General features: G+C 40.6%; 17 protein-coding genes and 1 pseudogene. 6 read left to right on the top strand and 12 right to left on the bottom strand.

All coding sequences use genetic code 11. The annotated features are described in order from the left end of the window. Positions 1-8 precede the first annotated feature (8 nt). Positions 9-3,047 carry a glycoside hydrolase family 2 TIM barrel-domain containing protein gene (locus NQ541_RS08655; RefSeq protein WP_044941149.1) on the bottom strand — a complete coding sequence of 1,013 codons (3,039 nt, stop codon included), beginning with the start codon at positions 3,045-3,047 and terminating at the stop codon, positions 9-11. Positions 3,048-3,246: 199 nt separating this feature from the next. Between NQ541_RS08655 and NQ541_RS08660 the strand changes: the two genes are divergently transcribed. Further along, the gene (locus NQ541_RS08660) at positions 3,247-4,110 is read left to right on the top strand and encodes an AraC family transcriptional regulator (protein WP_044941146.1); all 864 of its coding nucleotides are present in this window, start codon (positions 3,247-3,249) and stop codon (positions 4,108-4,110) included. Between the two features lie 60 nt (positions 4,111-4,170). Here NQ541_RS08660 and NQ541_RS08665 read toward each other — a convergent pair whose 3' ends face one another. The 5 genes and pseudogenes from NQ541_RS08665 to rpsB all read right to left on the bottom strand — a co-directional run bounded on the left by NQ541_RS08665 (position 4,171) and on the right by rpsB (position 7,749). Further along, a complete protein-coding gene (locus NQ541_RS08665; RefSeq protein WP_005612877.1) occupies positions 4,171-4,614 on the bottom strand; it encodes a hypothetical protein in 444 nt (147 codons plus the stop codon). Positions 4,615-4,625: 11 nt separating this feature from the next. Further along, positions 4,626-4,706 (bottom strand): annotated as a pseudogene (locus NQ541_RS08670) (AAA family ATPase); the annotation flags it as partial. A 111-nt stretch (positions 4,707-4,817) separates the two neighbouring features. Continuing rightward, positions 4,818-5,483: a hypothetical protein gene (locus tag NQ541_RS08675; protein ID WP_005612873.1), complete on the bottom strand. Its 666-nt coding sequence runs from the start codon at positions 5,481-5,483 to the stop codon at positions 4,818-4,820. A 386-nt stretch (positions 5,484-5,869) separates the two neighbouring features. Continuing rightward, positions 5,870-6,793, bottom strand: coding sequence for a translation elongation factor Ts (tsf, locus tag NQ541_RS08680; protein WP_005612870.1), 924 nt, complete (start codon positions 6,791-6,793; stop codon positions 5,870-5,872). 203 nt (positions 6,794-6,996) lie between these two features. Further along, the gene (gene rpsB, locus NQ541_RS08685; RefSeq protein ID WP_023921247.1) at positions 6,997-7,749 is read right to left on the bottom strand and encodes a 30S ribosomal protein S2; all 753 of its coding nucleotides are present in this window, start codon (positions 7,747-7,749) and stop codon (positions 6,997-6,999) included. A 323-nt stretch (positions 7,750-8,072) separates the two neighbouring features. Between rpsB and NQ541_RS08690 the strand changes: the two genes are divergently transcribed. Beyond that, positions 8,073-9,821 carry an IS1634 family transposase gene (locus NQ541_RS08690; RefSeq protein WP_005612165.1) on the top strand — a complete coding sequence of 583 codons (1,749 nt, stop codon included), beginning with the start codon at positions 8,073-8,075 and terminating at the stop codon, positions 9,819-9,821. A 134-nt stretch (positions 9,822-9,955) separates the two neighbouring features. On the opposite strand, the gene NQ541_RS08695 is transcribed toward NQ541_RS08690, so the two are convergent. Next, positions 9,956-11,353, bottom strand: a complete 1,398-nt coding sequence (locus NQ541_RS08695; protein WP_044941143.1) for a sodium-dependent transporter — start codon at positions 11,351-11,353, stop codon at positions 9,956-9,958. A 214-nt stretch (positions 11,354-11,567) separates the two neighbouring features. On the opposite strand from NQ541_RS08695, the gene NQ541_RS08700 reads away from it, so the two are divergent. Beyond that, positions 11,568-11,825 carry a hypothetical protein gene (locus tag NQ541_RS08700; protein ID WP_005612863.1) on the top strand — a complete coding sequence of 86 codons (258 nt, stop codon included), beginning with the start codon at positions 11,568-11,570 and terminating at the stop codon, positions 11,823-11,825. Between the two features lie 81 nt (positions 11,826-11,906). Here the strand turns inward: NQ541_RS08700 and NQ541_RS13205 are convergent, their stop codons facing one another. Next, entirely contained in the window at positions 11,907-12,089 is a 183-nt protein-coding gene (locus NQ541_RS13205; RefSeq protein ID WP_117687891.1) for a hypothetical protein, read from the bottom strand. Positions 12,090-12,097: 8 nt separating this feature from the next. After that, positions 12,098-13,042, bottom strand: coding sequence for a LysR family transcriptional regulator (locus NQ541_RS08710; RefSeq protein WP_023921242.1), 945 nt, complete (start codon positions 13,040-13,042; stop codon positions 12,098-12,100). 146 nt (positions 13,043-13,188) lie between these two features. On the opposite strand from NQ541_RS08710, the gene NQ541_RS08715 reads away from it, so the two are divergent. The 3 genes from NQ541_RS08715 to NQ541_RS08725 are packed head-to-tail and all read left to right on the top strand — an operon-like array spanning position 13,189 to position 14,876. Beyond that, positions 13,189-13,887: an AzlC family ABC transporter permease gene (locus tag NQ541_RS08715; RefSeq protein WP_005612857.1), complete on the top strand. Its 699-nt coding sequence runs from the start codon at positions 13,189-13,191 to the stop codon at positions 13,885-13,887. Further along, positions 13,884-14,207, top strand: a complete 324-nt coding sequence (locus NQ541_RS08720) for a branched-chain amino acid transporter permease (RefSeq protein ID WP_005612855.1) — start codon at positions 13,884-13,886, stop codon at positions 14,205-14,207. Before NQ541_RS08715 ends, NQ541_RS08720 begins: the two co-directional genes overlap by 4 nt. Before the next feature lie 30 nt (positions 14,208-14,237). Continuing rightward, a complete protein-coding gene (locus tag NQ541_RS08725) occupies positions 14,238-14,876 on the top strand; it encodes a YczE/YyaS/YitT family protein (protein ID WP_005612854.1) in 639 nt (212 codons plus the stop codon). Positions 14,877-15,198: 322 nt separating this feature from the next. On the opposite strand, the gene NQ541_RS08730 is transcribed toward NQ541_RS08725, so the two are convergent. From NQ541_RS08730 to NQ541_RS08740, 3 genes are read right to left on the bottom strand one after another with little or no spacing between them, the layout of a single operon-like run. Continuing rightward, positions 15,199-17,103: an ABC transporter ATP-binding protein gene (locus NQ541_RS08730; protein ID WP_044941141.1), complete on the bottom strand. Its 1,905-nt coding sequence runs from the start codon at positions 17,101-17,103 to the stop codon at positions 15,199-15,201. A 1-nt stretch (position 17,104) separates the two neighbouring features. After that, complete coding sequence (locus NQ541_RS08735) at positions 17,105-18,853, bottom strand: ABC transporter ATP-binding protein (RefSeq protein ID WP_005612850.1); 1,749 nt, start codon at positions 18,851-18,853, stop codon at positions 17,105-17,107. 57 nt (positions 18,854-18,910) lie between these two features. Next, on the bottom strand, positions 18,911-19,855 hold the full coding sequence (locus NQ541_RS08740; protein ID WP_005612848.1) for an AEC family transporter: 945 nt from the start codon (positions 19,853-19,855) through the stop codon (positions 18,911-18,913). Between the last annotated feature and the right edge of the window lies 1 nt (position 19,856).

A 19,856-nucleotide genomic window follows, 5' to 3' on the forward strand; every position in this document is an offset into this window, starting at 1 on the left:
AAACTTTATTATCCCTTTACATACGGTATCAGTGTAAACTGAAACCGGAATAATACATCATCAAATCGGTACTGCTCCAATACAACTGGACCACAACTATTAGAACCAATGCCATTTAGTGCATAGTCAACACAAAATACTAGACTATCTGATTCTGTCAGTTCATAATTATGCGTTTTCTTCTCAAGTTCTTCCTGCGTATAATAAGAAGCATTGAATGAGAAGGCATTTTCCGCAGATACCACAATTCCATATCGGCTGTTGTTAAGCTCTACATATTCACAATCATAATGGCTTCCATTTTCCTGTGGGCGAATATAATCCTCATGCAAATCATCTACATTTGCCTGATACAAACCGTGGCTCGAAGCCTGATGTTTGTCACAATAGCTTTCCTGTGGTCCCATTCCAAAGTATCTTGCAGCTGAGAGTTTTTTATCAAGGAACATCCTCACACCAAATCTTGGCAAATCTGGGAATTCATCATCTTTTGTTACTTCAATATCTGCATCAATCTTTCCAGCAGCTTCTATTTTCCATGTGATCATCACATCAAGAATCTTCTGTACTGTCTCTGCCACAACGGATGCATGGCTTGTAATTTTCACACCATGTTTTCCCTGCACAACCTCTGTCGTGTAGGCTCTTGTATAAGCTTTATCATAGTGGGCTTTCTTCCATTCAGACTTGATGTACATATCGTTATCTGTTGGAGCTCTCCAAATATTTAATTCCATCGGATGGTTCAAGTATTCCCGCCCTGCGAATTTCATCTCTGTAAAGAGTGCAGTACGTTTGTCTATGGTATAAGCAAATTCACGCCCCTTGATATGAATCTGTGTATCATTTTCATTTACCTGTAATTCAGAGTCCACTGCTGTTTTTTGCAGCCATTTCTCTGCAAGTTTACATTTTGCATCATCTTTGCTTACCTCAATTTCATCAAATCCAAGAATATGTTCTTCATCCAATAATGGTAATTCTTTTTTCAAATGGTAAATAAGTTTTAAATAACATTTTCCATTCTCTGGCACATTGATTTTAAGGTTTGTTTTTCCTTCACTGTGTGGTGCTACTGAAACTTCTGGAAGTTTACCTTTGCTGATTACAAGACCGTCCTGTGTCAGTTCATAACTGATTTTCACATAATCTTTCAAATCATCAAAATCCATGTAGTTATGAAGCATTAGTTCTCCACTTTCTTTGTCATAGGAAATAACCCTTGCCGGGCGATAAACATTCTTGTATTCCAAAAGTCCTGTATGTACCGTTCTGTCCGGATATACTAATCCATCCATACAGAAGTTGCCATCATGAATTTCTTCGCCATGGTCGCCCCCATAAGCATATATAGTCTTTCCATTCTCAGCAGTTCCATGAGCAATCGCATGGTCACACCATTCCCAGACAAAGCCGCCGCACATTTTATCATTATCCTGAATCATCTGGAAGTAATCTTCAAAATCTCCAGGTCCGTTTCCCATGCTGTGACAGTACTCTACCAAAAGGAAGGGTTTGCTTCCATCTTTATCCAGATATTCCTGAATTTCGGAAAGTGCCGGGTACATCCGGCTGTACACATCCAGATTGCTGTAATCATATGTTTCATCATAATTACGATATCTTGCACTCTCATATTGTGTGATACGGTCTGGATCAAAATTCTTTGTCCATTCCAGTGCTTTTTCAAAGTTGCAGCCATAAGCACTCTCATTTCCCATTGACCACATAACAATACAGAAACGGTTTTTGTCACGTTCCACCATGAGTTTTACTCGATCAACGATTGCCTCTTCCCATACCGGATCATCTGCAATCTTCTCATTCCAGCGTTTGAATCGATTGTAATCGGTGTCTTCTTTTCTGTAGATCATAAATGGACCATGAGCTTCAATATCTGCTTCATCTATTACCATAAATCCATACTTGTCACACATTTCATAGAAAAATGGTGCGTTCGGATAGTGGCTGGAACGGATCGCATTAAAATTATGCTGCTTCATTAACGTAAGATCGGTTGTAATCTGTTCCGGACTGATTGTAAATCCAGTAACCGGATCGGAATCATGTCGATTGACACCACGGAATTTAATCTTCTGTCCATTTAAATAAATAACCTGGTCTTTAATCTCTATCTTTCTTAATGCAATGTGATCTACAATTACTTCGTTCTCTGTTTCAAGAATCAGTTTATATAGATATGGATTTTCTGTATTCCAAAGTTCCGGACTTGCGATTTCTAATACAGCTGTTCCTTCTTCAGCAATACTTCCTAGTGCTACAACTGCTCCGTTTCTATCTTCAATCGAAATTTTTACATTTAACGGAGAGTAGAATTTCATTTCAATTTCTACTTTCGCAAGCATATCCTCAATTCTTGTTTTAATATGATAATCACTGATTGCCTGTTTTGGGCGTTTCAAAATGTACACATCCCGGAAAATACCACTCATACGGAATTTGTCCTGATCTTCCAAATAGGAACCATCACACCACTTCATGACCAGAACCGCTATGCTGTTCTCTCCGTCCCGAAGGAGGTCGGTGATATCAAACTCACTGGTCATATGAGAAACCTGGCTATACCCTACATAAGAGCCATTGATCCATACATAAAAGCAACTGTCTACTCCTTCAAAATTCAAGAAAGCTTTTGGTGCATTTTCATCTTTGTGATAAACAAAGGTATGTGCATATGTTCCACATGGAATATCCTGTGGTACATACGGTGGATCAAATGGGAACGGATACCTGATGTTTGTATACTGATGTGTGTCATATCCTGCCATCTGCCATACACTCGGAACCTGAATCTCATCAAAATTTTCTGTATCATAATCTTTCTCAAAGAAGGGTTCCTGAACATCATAGATACTGTTAAAATACTGGAACTTCCAAGTTCCGTTCAATAACTGCATTCGGTCTGACTCTTCCCTGTGCTCCATCAGGTTATCCATTCTTTTGGATGCCGGAATAAAATAGGCTCTGGCTGGCATTGTGTTTTCATGCAGTACTCTTAAATCCTCATAATAACGTGGTACAATCATAAATAACTCTCCTTTAATACATATACATTTTTTTGCACTTTGTTTTTCCACAGCAAACCTTGTCTTTTACTTTTATGTTTACGCTTCTCTGTTTTGCTATATATAGCTTATCCTAATCCGCAAAACATGTCTATGAATTGGATTAGACAAAATATGCACTAAATGATACAATAACAAAAAGGAAAAGAGGTGCTACCATATGTATATGAATACCGGTTATTTAAACCACTCCCATATGGATTTCAAAGACAAAAGTCGCCCACTGGTTGTAGGTAGCTGTGGTACCTACCGTCTTTCCAGACATCCCAAACTTCCTACCTACCGTCCAAGGGGTCGTCTGGATTATCAGATTATATATATCACTGCTGGTTGTGGGCATTTTCATTTTGATAATGTAGATGACGAAACGATTGTTCCAGCTGGTAACATTGTACTGTACAGACCAAAAGAACTCCAAAAATATGAATATTACGGAGAAGATAAGACAGAAGTATACTGGATTCATTTCACAGGAAGCAATGTAAAAAATATCTTACGTCAATATGGGTTTCCAGATAAAGAACGTGTCTTTCAAGTGGGTACATCTAATGAATATGAACAAATTTTCAAACGTATCATTATCGAGCTCCAACGCTGTCAAGAGAATTATGAGGAAATGCTTGTCCTTTTGCTGCGTCATCTTCTGATTAGTTTCCACCGGGAACTGACAAGAGAGCACATATTAAAAAATGAATATCTTGATCATGAGATGGATAATGCTGTTACCTTTTTCAGTGAAAACTACAATCAAAATATCAATATTGATGATTATGCTGCCTCACGAGGCATGAGTGTCAGCTGGTTTATCCGAAATTTCAAAAAATATACCGGTTCTACACCAATGCAATTCATTGTGGGAATCCGGATCAACAATGCTCAGATGTTACTTGAAACAACAACTTATTCCATCAATGAGATTTCTAAGATTGTCGGATATGATAACCAGCTTTATTTCAGTCGGCTTTTTCACAAGCTGAAAGGGTATTCACCCAGAGAGTACCGAAAAATAAGGAACAAGTTCTGATATCCATAATGTCATAAAATTCATTTTTTAGAGAGTGCCACCAAATCATCAAAGTAATGATTATGTGACACCCTCTTCTTTTGTTATTCTTATCTTAATGGTACCTTTTCCGGTATTCTTTACAACCTGTTCCGAAGTTCTCCCGGTCTTGATGGTTCTTTTATCCCGTTCAATGGTCTTGATTTTTTTGACAGCAAGTTCTTTTCCCTGCTCCTGTGCCTTTTCTTCGCCTGAAGGCGGTACTGGTCGCATTTGTTCTTTCGGCTGGTAAACAGTTTCTTCGCCTGCCGAAGAAACAGAAGCTTTCCCTTTCTTCCGTTCAATAAGCTTTTCTGCCTGTCTGCGTACCTGATGCCCTGTTTCGTGAAAGATGCGGTCAGCATACTCGCTGGCCACATCTTCTGCATAACCTACCGGATTATTCTCTCTATCACTAGATTTCTCCGTCGATTGCATGATATTTTCTTTTGTTCTGACATAGGACTGCTTGACATGGTCTGTCACTGTAACTGTCTTATTCCCAGATTCAATGTTGTTGTGGTCTTAGCTGTTCCTCCCTTCTGATTTGCAAGGGCGATTACTTTACACTTGGTCATGTGGATTCCTCCTTCCTCGAAAAATTTAATAGCCAATCTGTTTTACGAAACTGGCTATGTATAAAAATGAGCATGAAAAAAGCCGACTGACTTTCCATTTGAATCAATCGGCTATGTAATATATTCTATTTTACATTTTTCAAGATATTCAATTTCTCGAAAATCTTTTTCTTCACGAAAACGTTCCGGAATATTTCCAAATATTTTCTTATAAATTTCAGCAGACCCTTCTGTATATTCTTCAACTTTATGTGTTAATTTCTTTTTTACTTGCTCTTGAAATGTTTCTGATTGTCGTGGAAGCCATTCATTCATAATTTGAAATGCATTATATTTCTCCAGTCTATCAAAACATACTCCCATTGTTTCTATGATTTCTTTTATCCGCATTTTCTCTTTTGAGGGAATAATAATATACCTCTTTTTTACACATTCACTAATTCTATATTCATTATATTCTACTGGAATAAGCTTACTTTTATACCAATATTCATGTGTAAGTGCAGCATCATCAACCAAACCATTTAAATATAACTGTTCCCATGAAATTAACTGTTCATCATTTTCATCAACGACTATCTTATAAACTTTAACATCTAGCGTATCTTCTTGAAAATACTTATATATCTCCAATGCACGCAAACATTGAATAATACTTGGTGCCAAACATATTCTATTTGTTTTAACTTCTTCCCCTATAGAAGTATCTCCTGGTATTCGTGGAATCAGTATTTCCTGTGTTGGCTTATTAAATAATGTTACATGATATAAAATCAATTCTATTCCCCTTTTTACTACTAAATGGTTCTTTATGCAAATAATCGAAAATCTGTGTCCTCATTATAATCTCTCTTTTTTAATATTTCAATTTATTATTTTCCACGATAGCTTATGAAAAGTTGGGGAATCTTACGCTATCATACATCAAAAGTTGGGTAAATATTGGGTAATTACACTACTCCCCAACTTTTACCCAATTCCATGCATAAATAGCGATAATTTACGATAAGTCAAAATTTGTTCCCCAACACGCAAAAAAACCTTGAATCATCCCATTTTCATAGGAAATTCAAGGTTTTTCGTTGATTTACATGATAATAATACGGTTCAAATTCTTATGCGAACTGTAAGATTATGCGTTCATCTGATTTGCGACTTTTGGCTTACATTCCAGCCTGAGCTGCAACTTCTGCTGCGAAATCGTCAACCTTTTTCTCAAGACCTTCTCCTGTCTCGAAACGAACGAACTTCGTTACTGTTACATTTGCACCGTTCTCTTTTGCTACCTTATCAACATACTTAGCTACTGTAAGGTCGCTGTCCTGAACATATACCTGATCAAGCAGGCAGATTTCTTTCAGCTCTTTGTTCAGACGTCCGATGATCATCTTCTCGATGATATTATCCGGCTTCTCCGGGTTCTCTTTCTTAGCCTGTGCAAGAAGGATCTCTTTCTCATGATCAAGATAATCCTGAGCCACTTCCTGACGGGAAACATATTTCGGAGACATAGCTGCAACCTGCATAGCTACGTTCTTCAGTGCAGCTTTGATCTCATCATTAACAACATCTGTATCAGCTACTACAAGAACACCGATACGTCCGCCACCGTGAATGTAAGGTACAACTACACCATTCTCTGCTGTTACTTTCTCAAATCTTCTGATATTAAGGTTCTCACCAATAACTGCGATCTTCTCTACGAGAGCATCTTTTACAGTCTTTGTTGTATCAGCTTCCCATGCCTCAGCCATGAATGCATCCATATCTGCTGCATCAGAATCTACAACCTGATTTACTACTGCTTCTACAAATCCCTGGAACTCATCGTTCTTAGCAACGAAGTCTGTCTCAGAGTTTACTTCTACGATTGCTGCTACTTTATCATCTTTAACTACAGTCTTAACGATACCTTCTGCTGCAATTCTTCCAGCTTTCTTCTCAGCTTTAGCCTGTCCGTTCTTTCTCAGGAATTCAACGGCTGCATCCATATCTCCATTTGTCTCGGAGAGTGCTTTTTTGCAGTCCATCATTCCTGCACCTGTCATTTCTCTTAACTCTTTTACCATTCCTGCTGTGATTGCCATGATAATTTTCCTCCATTATTCATAGTTATCTGTTGCTTGTCTCTATAAAACTTTTATACAGAAAATCTCCTACCTGCAGATTTTCCCGCATACTAAAGTATATACAAAATGCCTCAACCTGTTGATCAGGCTGAAGCATTCTCGTTGCTGGTCACAGAATACTGTAAACAGCAACGCATTTCTTTTCATATCAAGAACTGATATTACTCTTCTACAGCCTCTTCAGCTTCTGCTGCTTCTACATCAGCATCTTCGTAATAACCATCTTCTGCTGCTCCCTGATTTGCCTCGATCACAGCGTCTGCCATCTTGGAAACGATCAGTTTTACAGCTCTGATTGCATCATCATTTCCCGGGATTACATAATCCAGTTCTTCCGGATCACAGTTTGTATCACAGATACCGATCAGCGGGATTCCGAGTGTATGTGCTTCCTGTACACAGATTCTTTCCTTTTTCGGATCTACGATGAAGATAGCATCTGGCAGCTTCTTCATATCTTTAATTCCGCCGAGGTTCTTCTCCAGCTTATCCCATTCTTTTTTCAGCTCGATAACTTCTTTTTTCGGAAGTACATCGAATGTTCCGTCTTCAGCCATAGCCTCGATGTCTTTCAGACGTTTGATACGGCTCTGGATTGTCTTGAAGTTTGTAAGCATTCCTCCAAGCCATCTCTCATTTACATAATACATTCCGCAACGCTCAGCCTCAGCCTTGATTGCATCCTGTGCCTGCTTCTTTGTTCCTACGAAAAGGATTGTTCCGCCATCTGCTGCAATATCAGATACTGCCTTGTATGCATCGTCTACCATTCCTACAGACTTCTGCAGGTCGATGATATAGATACCATTTCTTTCTGTGTAGATATACGGAGCCATCTTAGGATTCCATCTTCTTGTCTGATGTCCAAAATGAACACCGGCTTCCAATAACTGCTTCATTGAAATAACGCTCATGTTACTTTCCTCCATTTGGTTTTTTTCTTCCGTATGCTTTCAGCTCCTCTGAAACCGGGTAAATCCTGCGATTCTCCTTAGGCACCTTCAAAGGAATCCGCATACGTGCTTTTTCGCAACGCTCGTAGTATAGCATAAAACTTCTCGCATTGCAAGGATTTTTTTCTTACATTGATATCCATCCGGGAGTTTGACAGTTGAATATTAGAAAAATACCTTGCAGGCCTTATAAAACCTGCTTTTTTTATGTCAAATTTTCCGTTTTTATATGTACTTGTTTGTGATAGTGTGTTATAATAAAAGAAAAGGAGTTTTTTCTAATCATGTATATTGCACTTACAGGTAGTGAAAACAATAAAGATGTGTATATTTATCATTCTTTTCGCAAGGAAAATGGTAAGTCCTCATCTCGTATTTATAAAAAACTTGGAAAATATAACACACTTTTAGAACAATTCGATGGTGACAGAGATAAGATGATGGCATGGGCAAGAGAGCAGGCTGATAAAGAAACAAAGCTCTATAAAGAAGCTACTGGAAAGATTTCTGTAGAGTTTTCAAAAGCTGCTTGCATTCCGATGAATGAACGCCGTTCTTTCAATGTTGGGTATCTCTTTTTACAAGAACTTTGTACACAACTTCGTATAGATAAGATTTGTAGAACAATCAAAGAACGCCACAAATATAAATATAATCTACAAGCAATCCTGACTGATTTAGTTTATGCACGAATCCTATCGCCTTCTAGCAAGCTGGCTAGCTATGACTATTGTCAAACACTGTTAGAGCCACCTAAATACAGTCTGCAGGATGTTTACCGCTCTCTTTCTGTGATTGCAGAAGAATCGGATTTTATTCAAAGTGAACTTTACAAGAATTCTAATTTCCTTTATCCAAGAAATAATCGTATCCTCTATTACGATTGCACAAACTACTATTTCGAAATTGAAGAGGAAAGCGATTCTAAGCGTTATGGTAAAAGTAAGGAAAACCGTCCGAATCCAATTGTAACTATGGGATTATTTATGGATGCTGATGGTATTCCTCTTGCTTTTGATGTTTATCCAGGAAATCAAAATGAACAGACAACTTTAAAGCCTTTAGAATCAAAAATTCTCCAGGACTTTAACTGCAGTGAATTCATCTATTGTTCTGATTCCGGACTTGGAAGTGCTGCGAACAGAAGATTTAACAGTCTTGGAAACCGGGCATACATCATCACTCATTCTCTTAAAAAGATGAAGAAAGAAGATCGTGAGATTGCTCTGAACCCTACGCAGTTTCGTAAAGTCGGTAGCACAAAATTCATAGATCTGCGTACACTTGATGAAACTGATGAAGAAGTTTATAACACTGTTTATTACAAAGAAGTTCCCGTGGTTACAGGAAACATGGATGAAACTCTGATTGTTACTTATTCTCCAAAATATAAAGCATACCAAAGAAGAATTCGTGACCGCCAAATCGAACATGCTGAAAAGATCATCAACACACCTGGGCGTAAACGAAAAGGAAAAAATCAGAATGATCCAATGCGTTTTGTAAAGAAGACTTCTGTGACGCCAGATGGGGAAATCGCTAATAAACAAGTATACAATATCGATGAAGAACAGATTCAAAAAGAAGAAATGTATGATGGTTTTTATGCTGTTATTACAAATCTGGAAGGTGATGTCTCTGAAATCATACGGATTAACAAACAGCGTTGGGAAATAGAAGAAAACTTTAGAATTATGAAAACCGAATTTGAAGCTAGACCAGTCTATGTACGAAGAGAGGAGCGAATAAAAGCTCATTTCATGACTTGCTATATCAGTCTTCTTCTTTATCGGTTATTAGAAAAGAAACTTGGAGATGCTTATACGGTCAGTCAGATACTTGGGACATTACGTTCTATGCAAATGACACTACTAAATACAGCAAGTGGTTATATTCCTTCCTACACAAGAACAGAATTAACGGATTCTCTGCACAAAACATTCGGCTTTAGAACGGATTATGAATTCATTACAAAAGCCTCCATGCGAACAATCATTAAAGAAACGAAACAGATTAAATCAAAAAAATCATAATATAGCACATATCGTTACGAAATAAAAAACGGCTACAGAGCCCATGTTTACTGGGTTTGTAGCCATTTTTATCTTTCCAACTGTCAAAGATGGGAGTATAGCATAAAACTTCTCGCATTGCAAGGATTTTTTTCTTACATTGATATCCATCCAAACACATTTGCGATGGAACTGATCAAAATCACAAGAATGCAGAGAGGTGCAAGATATTTCAGGAAAAAGTGATACAATTTTTTCCGCTTAAATGCTGAAGACAGCTCGATCTCTTTGTCCATTTTCTCAAATCCAACCACCCTCACGATCAAAAGACAGGTCGCCAGTGCTGCAATCGGCATCATCACCGAATTGGTAAGGAAATCAAAGAAATCCAGGAACTGCATTCCCAGGATTCTGACTGAATCCCAGACTCCATATCCCATTGATGAGGCTGTTCCGATCACCAGCATAACTCCTGCCATCAGCAGACAACATTTCCAACGTTTCCAGTGAAGTTCATCTTCCAGTGTGGATACGCTTGTCTCCAGCAGGGAAATCGCACTGGTAAGTGCCGCAAATAAGAACATCAGGAAAAAGACGATCCCAACAACAGTTCCTACTCCCATACTTGAAAATACTTTTGGCAATGTAATAAATGTCAATGACGGGCCTGCCTGCAGTGTCTCCATATCTCCGCCTGAGAAAGCAAACACCGACGGAATAATCATAAGTCCTGCAAGAAGTGCCACACCTGTATCAAAAACCTCCACCTGGGTTGTACTTTTCTCAATGTCCACTTCTTTTCCAATATAAGAGCCATAAGTATACAGGATTCCCATGGCGATGGAAAGAGAATAGAACATCTGACCCATGGCTGCCACAACTGTCATCATAGAGAAATGTTCCAGATTCGGGATCAGAAAATACTTGATTCCTTCCACTGCTCCCGGTCTTGTAACCGAATAAACTGCAACCACAACTGCCAGCACGATCATCATGGGCATCATCACCCTGGAGACTCTCTCAACTCCATTTTTCACCCCTGCCAGAATAACTGCAAATACAAGCACCGCAAATACAAAGAACCAGAATTCCACTTTCCCGGAAGAAGTGATAAACTCTGTAAAATATCCGTCCTTTGCCAGTGTCTCCGAATTTCCACGCAGATATTCAAAAAGGTATTTCAGCACCCAGCCACCGATCACACTATAATATGGAACGATCAGCATTGGGATCACTGCATTGATCCATCCACCGAATTTTAAAAATTTCTTTTTTCCAAAAGTGCCAAAAGCACCAACCGGACTTTTCTTTGTCATCCGCCCCAGTGTCGTTTCCGACATGATCATGACATATCCGAACGTCAGCATCAGGATCAGATAAACCAGCAAAAACATACCGCCACCATACTTTGCTGCGAGATAAGGGAAACGCCAGATATTTCCAAGGCCGACTGCTGAGCCTGCCACTGCCAGAACATATCCTATACGCCCTGAAAATTTTCCTCTTACATCCGGCTTCTCCTCTTTACCCTTCTTTTTTGAGACTTTCTCCATGGGAAGTTCCTCCATAACTTATCAATATAGTCAGAACACTAGCCTATCATTAAACCTGCCAGGATTCAAGCCTCATACTCAAATTTCTGCCTTTTTCCGACTTTTATTTTACATAAATTTTTCATTTTCCACCCATTCTTCTTTACATCCTTTTTCTATACTGATCTCAGATAGAAAAAAAAGATTTCTCATAGATAGAAAAGAGGGAACTGTCATGTACAAAAAATTATGGAAAAAACTGAATCAGAATCATACTGTAGCACATACATCTGCTATTTACCTTACTGTTATGACTCTTGGATGGATGCTTGCCGGACTCCTTGTCGGCGGACTGGCTGATCTGATCCTACCTTTTAATATGGAAAGCAAACTTACACTTTTCATCTGCTTTGGCGGTTACAGTGGCCTGATCTTTGGATTATTTGGCGGAATCTTTTATCTGTACCAGTTAAATCTGAAGAAACGGAACTGACCGTGACTTTTCTCTGCATATGCCAGAGCATTTTTAATCGTTCCCTCTGCATATGCAGTAATATTCTTAATGATACCAGGGTCAAAAGGTCTGACACCACGTGTGCTCGCACACTAGTGGTAGAATGACCTTGTGACCCGCCCCAATATGAGCATAAAAGTGGGGCGTAAGCACCACGATATGCGAATCTTGGGTAGGATTGTGGGAGCACGTAGTGCGTAACAATCCGTAGGTATCATAGTCGGGGGCTTTTGACCCCGACATCTTCTTACTTATTCCTGCCGCATATGCAGACATTCCCTTCCCGGTTCTTCTTTGGGATCCAGATACTTTTCCAGTGCCTTTAAATAGGTAGTTCCAAGTCTGCTTATGCGGTTTTTCTGATGCACGATATATCCGATCTTCATTTCATTCTCATCTGCCAGCGGTACTGCAATGATATCTTTCCCATTTAAATTTTCATCAATGACACCGCTGCATACAGTATAGCCATTCAGCCCGATCAAAAGATTGAAAAGTGTTGCCCTGTCTCTGACTCTGATATTTTTCTTTCGCTCTGAAACCGAAAAAACTTCCTCGGAAAAATAAAAGGAATTATGTTCCCCCTGTTCAAAGGACAAATATGGATAATCTTCCAGTTCTTCATTGGTAATGACTTCCCTGTCTGCCAGCGGATGCCGTCTGCTGATAAAGACATGCGGCCTCGCCACAAAGAGAAGATGAAACTCCAGTCCGTTGGATTTCAGAATCTTGCGGAGTACCGTCTCATTAAAATCATTTAAAAAGAGAAGACCAATCTCACTTCTCATTCTCGCCACATCTTCAATGATCTCATAAGTCTGCGTTTCCCGGATGCTGAAATCATACTCATCCTGACCATACCTTTTGATCAGATCTACAAACGCATTTACCGCAAAAGAATAATGCTGCGTCGACACGCAGAACTTTTTCTTTTCCCCGTGTCCTCCTTTATATTTGTCCTCCAGTACTGCTGCCTGTTCCAGAACCTGTCTGGCATACCCCAGAAAGATTTCCCCCTCTGCTGAGAGGCTGATGCCCTTATTCGTCCGGTTAAAAATAACCACATTCATCTCTTTTTCCAGCTCATGGATGGCATTTGTCAGACTCGGCTGGGAAATATATAATTTTTTTGCTGCTTCAGTGATCTTCCCTGTTTCTGCTACCATGCAGACATATTTTAATTGTTGCAATGTCATAGTTCCACCTGCTTTTTCTGTATACCCGTCCTTTCTTCTGGTATACCTGCCTCTTTTTCTGATGATTGTAATTTTTTGTCGTTAATGCTATACTTGCATCTGTTAAAAATTTTATCGTATGTTGGAAATGATTTCAAGGAGGATTTATGAAACGCAAAGCTTTCAAAGCCGCTTTTCCTTATACTCTCCCTATTTTAGCCGGGTTCAGTTTTCTCGGAATGGCTTATGGAATCTACATGAATGCATCCGGGTTTTCTTTTGTCTACCCTCTTTGCATGAGTTTTCTGATCTACGGTGGCTCTTTGGAGTTTGTCGCTGTCGAGATGCTGCTAAGTCCATTTGCCCCGGTACAGGTATTGATCATGGCATTACTGATCCAGGCACGCCATCTTTTTTACGGGATTTCCATGCTGGACAAATTTAAGGGAATGGGTTGTGAAAAATATTATCTGATCTTCGGAATGTGCGACGAGACATTTTCTGTCAATTATACGGCTGACATTCCGGAAGACATTGACCGGGGATGGTTCATGTTCTTTGTGACACTTTTAGACCAGCTTTACTGGGGTATTTCAGCAACTCTGGGAGCTTTGCTCGGTTCTTTACTCAAATTTGATACCAATGGAATCAGCTTTGTGATGACAGCAATGTTCGTCGTGATCTTTCTGGAGCAATGGTTCAAGGAAAAGGATCATACAGCTTCTGTCCTCGGACTTACCGTTACTGCTCTGTGCCTGATCCTTTTCGGTGCAGATGCCTTTATGATCCCGACCATGCTCCTGATCCTGATCTTTCTTGCTATATTAAGAAAGAAACTTGAAAAAAAGGAGGCTGATAACCCATGACACTTACCCAGCAGATCATCACCATCGGACTCTGTATTCTCGGAACAATGACGACCCGTTTCCTTCCTTTTATCATTTTCAGTGAAAATCGAAAGACACCGGAATTTATACAATATATTGGGAAATATCTTCCTTCTGCCGTCTTTGGAATGCTCATCATCTACTGCCTGCGGAATGTAGATGTTCTCCATGGAACGCACGGACTTCCTGAAGCAGTTTCCATTCTGATAACAACACTTTTACATATATGGAAACGGAATATGTTCCTGTCCATCGCTGCCGGAACGATAAGCTATATGCTGTTACTGCATTTTTTGTGACTTTATTTTTTATATCTTGAGGAGGTATCTATGAAAAAATTAAACTGGTTTGCAAGACCTGAAAAATTCAAGAACAGACTGATCATGGTCATACTTGGAGTTCTCATCCAGGGATTCGGACTCTCCTGGCTGATCGAGATCCATTTCGGTACAGATCCATGTTCGGCATTTACGCAGGGAGTAATCTCCCATGTCGGACTGACATTTGGAACAGCCCAGCTTCTGATCAATCTGATCCTTTTTATCATCATTTTCCTGTCCGATACAAGCCTGATCGGTTTTGGAACGATTGCAAATATGATCTTTATCGGATATATCTCCGATACCTGCAGATGGATCTACAGCAGAATCTTTCCCGCACATTTCTTTGAATCCATGCCGGTTCGCATCTGTATCCTGCTGCCTGCACTGATTGTATTTATTTTCGGAGCCGCCATGTATATGACTGCTGCTCTTGGTACATCACCGTACGATGCAATTTCATTTATTCTTGCAAAGAAAGTACCGCACGTTCCATTTAAATACGTCCGTATCGCATGGGATACATCTTTTCTTCTTCTGGGATGGATCGCCGGTGGAAATGTCGGTCCGGTCACATTTGCGATTGCATTTTTCCTTGGTCCTGTCATTAGCTGGGAGCAGAAAAAGCTGGCTGTATTCATCTCCTAGTACATCGTTTCGTAAATAACTATACCAATCACGCAGGATGCAGATTCGAGTGTGCAGGTATAAAAATGTAGGCGTAGCGGGCTACGCCGAGGCTTTTATGCCTGTGCAATCGGATTTGCAGACAAGTTAGTGGTATAGTTATTTCGAAAACGATGTACTAGTACTGATTGAAGAATCCAGCGTGTCTATTTTTGCGGATGCCTGACAGCAAAAAAGAATCCTTTAAAGCAGTGTCTTCACTCATGACCTCGCTCTGAAGGATTCTTTTTCATTCTTTTCTTCTTTTTTATGCGGATACTTTTTTCTCTGTTCCCGGCACTTTTTATGCACTGATCGCATTTCCGGTATACAACTGATAATACCTGCCTTTTTCTTCGATCAACTGTTCATGCGTTCCACGCTCTATGATTCTTCCCTGTTCCAGAACCATGATACAATCTGAGTTTCTGACAGTAGAAAGGCGATGTGCGATCACAAACGTTGTCCTTCCTTTCATCAGACGGTCCATACTTTCCTGAATAATCCGCTCTGTTCTTGTATCGATCGAGCTTGTCGCTTCATCCAGGATCAGAACCGGTGGATCTGCCACTGCTGCCCTTGCTATCGCAAGAAGCTGACGCTGTCCCTGGCTTAAATTCGCACCGTCTCCGGTCAGTACGGTATCATATCCATCCGGAAGCCTGCGGATAAATCCGTCTGCATTGGCAAGCTTTGCTGCCGCCACGATTTCTTCATCTGTTGCATCCAGCTTTCCGAACCGGATATTTTCCCGGACTGTTCCGGTAAAAAGATGCGTATCCTGCAGAACGATCCCCAGGGAACGCCGCAGATCTGCCTTTTTAATCTTATTAATATTGATGCCATCATAGCGGATTTTACCATCCTGGATATCATAGAACCGGTTGATCAGATTCGTAATGGTTGTCTTTCCGGCTCCGGTCGATCCGACGAATGCGATCTTCTGGCCCGGCTCAGCATATAACCTGACATCATGCAGAACGATCTTATCATCATTATATCCAAAGTCAACTCCGTCAAAGACAACATTTCCTTTCAGTTCAATATAATCCACTGAACCATCTGCCTGATGCACATGTTTCCACGCCCAGCGTCCGGTTCTTTCTTTACACTCTGTCAGCTTTCCATCCACTTCTTTTGCACGTACCAGAGTGACATATCCTTCATCTACTTCCTGCTTTTCATCCAGCAGCCGGAAAATTCTTTCTGCACCCGCCATTGCCATGACGATCGCATTTAACTGCATGCTGACCTGATTGATCGGCATACTGAAGCTTTTATTAAAAGTCAGAAAACTTGCCAGACCACCTAATGTAAAGCCACCGACTCCGTTCAATGCAAGACCTCCACCGACGATCGCACATAAGACATAACTGATATTTCCAAGCTGTGCATTGATCGGTCCTAAAAAATTGGAAAAAGTATTGGCACGATCCGCACTGACAAACAAGTCATCATTCAGCTTTTTGAAATCGGCTTTATTTTCTTCCTCATGACAGAAAACTTTAACGACTTTCTGCCCGTTCATCATTTCCTCGATAAATCCATTGACTTTTCCCAGATTCACCTGCTGTTCCAGGAAGTATCTTCCGCTCCGTCCTGCTGATGCCTTCGTGCATAAAACCATGACTGCCACCATGACCATCGTAACCACCGTCAGCGGGATATTCAGGATCAGCATACTGATAAAAACACTGATGATCGTGATCCCGCTGTTGATGATCTGCGGAATACTCTGACTGATCATCTGTCGCAGTGTATCAATATCATTCGTATATACAGACATGATATCTCCGTGAGCGTGGGTATCAAAATATTTGATCGGCAGCGTTTCCATATGTTCAAATAATTCATTTCTCAGATTCCTCAGAGTTCCCTGCGTCACATTGACCATGATCCGGTTATACAGATAGGTTGCTATCACACCCACTGCATAAAAGACCGCTACCCTGCCGATTGCCTGGGCTAAAGGTCCAAAATCCGGTGAATCCGTCAGAAGGAACGGAGTAATATAATCATCGATCAGATTTTTGGTAAACATCGTACCCTGTACATTTGCGATAACTCCTGTCAGGATCAGAACAAAAACCAGAATACACTGCCACAGGTAATCTTTAAATACATATTTCATCAGCCGTACAAAAAGTTTTCCCGGGTTTTCCACTTTTCCCTTTGCTCCACGGGGAGTTTTCCTCATTGTTCCTGCCATTTTATTCACCTGCCTTTTCATCAAAATCACCGCCGCCCTGCGTCTGAGACTCATAAACTTCCCGGTAGATTTCGTTCGTCTCCAGCAATTCTTCATGCGTTCCAAATCCATTGATCCTGCCTTCATCCATCACAATGATACGGTCTGCATCCTGCACACTGGAGACACGCTGGGCGATGATCAGCTTGGTTGTATCAGGAACCTCTTTTCTGAACGCTCTGCGGATTTTTGCATCTGTAGCTGTATCTACCGCACTGGTACTGTCATCCAGGATCAGGATCTTCGGCTTTTTCAGAATTGCCCTGGCAATACAGAGTCTCTGCTTCTGTCCACCGGATACATTAGTTCCACCCTGTTCGATGTACGTCTCATATTTCTTTGGAAATCGTTCAATAAATTCATCTGCACATGCCAGTTTACACGCTTCTATGCACTCTTCATCTGTGGCATTTTTATTTCCCCACCGCAGATTTTCCAGAATCGTGCCGGAGAAAAGAACATTCTTCTGAAGTACAACTGCTACTTGGTTTCTCAGAGATTCCATGTCATATTCTCTGACATTTCTGCCACCGACAAGAACTTCTCCCTTTGTCACATCATACAGACGACTGACCAGATTGACCAGACTGGTCTTTGCACTTCCTGTTCCCCCGATGATCCCAATTGTCTCTCCTGAACGGATCTTCAGATTGATATCGGTCAGTACCGGCTCTTTGCTGTCCTTTTTATAAGCAAATTCTACATTTTTAAATTCGATTCTTCCATCTTTTACTTCAAAGACAGGATCTGCCGGATTATGAAGGTCACTCTCTTCATTCAGTACTTCTGAAATTCGCTGCATACTGGCTGTACTCATAGAGATCATGACAAATACCATGGACAGCATCATCAGACTGCTCAGAATATTCATACAGTATGCCAGCAGACTCATCAGTTCCCCGGTCGTCAGCGTACTACTTATGATCATTTTTGCTCCCAGCCAGCTAATCAGGATAATACAGGTATAAACCGTTGTCATCATCAGCGGTGCATTAAAAATAACATTTCGTTCTGCCTTTACAAAAATCCTGTAAATATTTTCACTTGCTTTCTGAAACTTACTTGTCTCCTGCTCCTCTCTTACATAAGCCTTCACGACACGGATCGCAGAGACATTCTCCTGTACCGATGCATTCAGGTCATCATATTTCGGAAATGCCTGCCGAAAATACGCCGTTGCATGACGGATAATAAAGAAAAGGATCGTACCTAATATAATGACTGCAACAAGATAGATGCTTGCAAGTCTTGCATTGATCGCAAATGCCATCACCATGGCACAGATCATACTGGCAGGGGCACGCGTGAACATACGCAGTGTCATCATGTACGCATTCTGTACATTCGTCACATCAGTTGTCATACGGGTTACCAGTCCTGCCGTACTGAAATGATCGATATTGGCAAAAGAAAAACTCTGGATATGGTTGAACATTGCCTCACGCAGATTTTTTGCAAATCCTGCAGAAGCCTTTGCTCCAAACCTTCCGCCTGCCAGTCCTGCAAATAATCCGACTGCGGCGGCAACGACCATAATGCCTCCTACTTTGTAAATATGCTGCATATTTCCTGCATTGACCCCTTCATCAATGATCGATGCCATCAGGAACGGGATCAGCGTCTCCATCAGGACTTCCACGATCATAAATACAGGAGTCACTATGGAAACTCTCTTATATTCTTTTACTTCTTTTAATAATGTCTTTAGCATGGACATCCTCCTTTCCTGCTTTCAAAAATGAAATCCATTGTATCCTGTCCGGTCTGTTCAGATCAGTGCCAGACTTTTTAAAAGATACAGCCACCCGGTCAGGGTAAATGCACTGAACAGAGTTGTCAGCATGACGACGCTGGAAGAAAGCACTCCTTCATGTCCCATATTTTTTGCCATCACGAAACTGCTCACAGTCGTCGCCGATCCAAGCATGACCAGGATTGCGATCAGTTCTTCCCTTCGGAATCCAAGATATGCTGCAAGCGGGAGAAAAATCGCGACGAATCCGACCAGTTTAATAAATGTTGCTGTGACAGCCGGTCTTACTTTTCCCAGTGCTTTCTGAAAGTCAAAGGTTGCTCCCATCGCCATCAGTCCCATTGGTGTCGCAACAGCTCCGATACTGGACACTGCCTTATTGAGTATCTGCGGCATCGGGATCTTCAGTGCTGACCAGATCAGCCCTGCCACGATTCCGATAATGATCGGATTTGTCACGATCCCTTTTAAAGTTTTTTTCCACACTTCCTTATCCAGTGCTTTTCTTTCCGGTTGAAAGAACGACAATACAACCACTGCCATCACATTATAAAGTGGGACACTTCCAATGATCATCAGCGGAGCCATTCCTGCATTTCCATAAACATTCTGAATAAATGCAATTCCCAGCAGTGCCGCACTGCTCCGATAGGATGACTGGATAAACTCTCCCTGAATAGTCCTGTCTTTCCATAAAAATGAAATACCTGACACAATCGCAATGCTGATAAATGTAACAATAAAGCAGAAGATCACAAACCGGATATTCCATACTTCCTCAAAATCAACCGTTGCAAGGTCACTGAAAAGCAACACCGGAAGCGGAACAAGAAAAACAAATTTATTCATCTTTTCCGCAAATTCTACATCCATCCACCCAATTTTCCGAAAAACCATTCCCAGTACCATCATGAGAAAAATAGGAACAGTCGCATTCAGACTAAAAATCAAATTTTCCATT

The organism is [Ruminococcus] lactaris ATCC 29176 (genome assembly GCF_025152405.1).
In the GTDB taxonomy this organism is placed as follows: domain Bacteria; phylum Bacillota; class Clostridia; order Lachnospirales; family Lachnospiraceae; genus Mediterraneibacter; species Mediterraneibacter lactaris.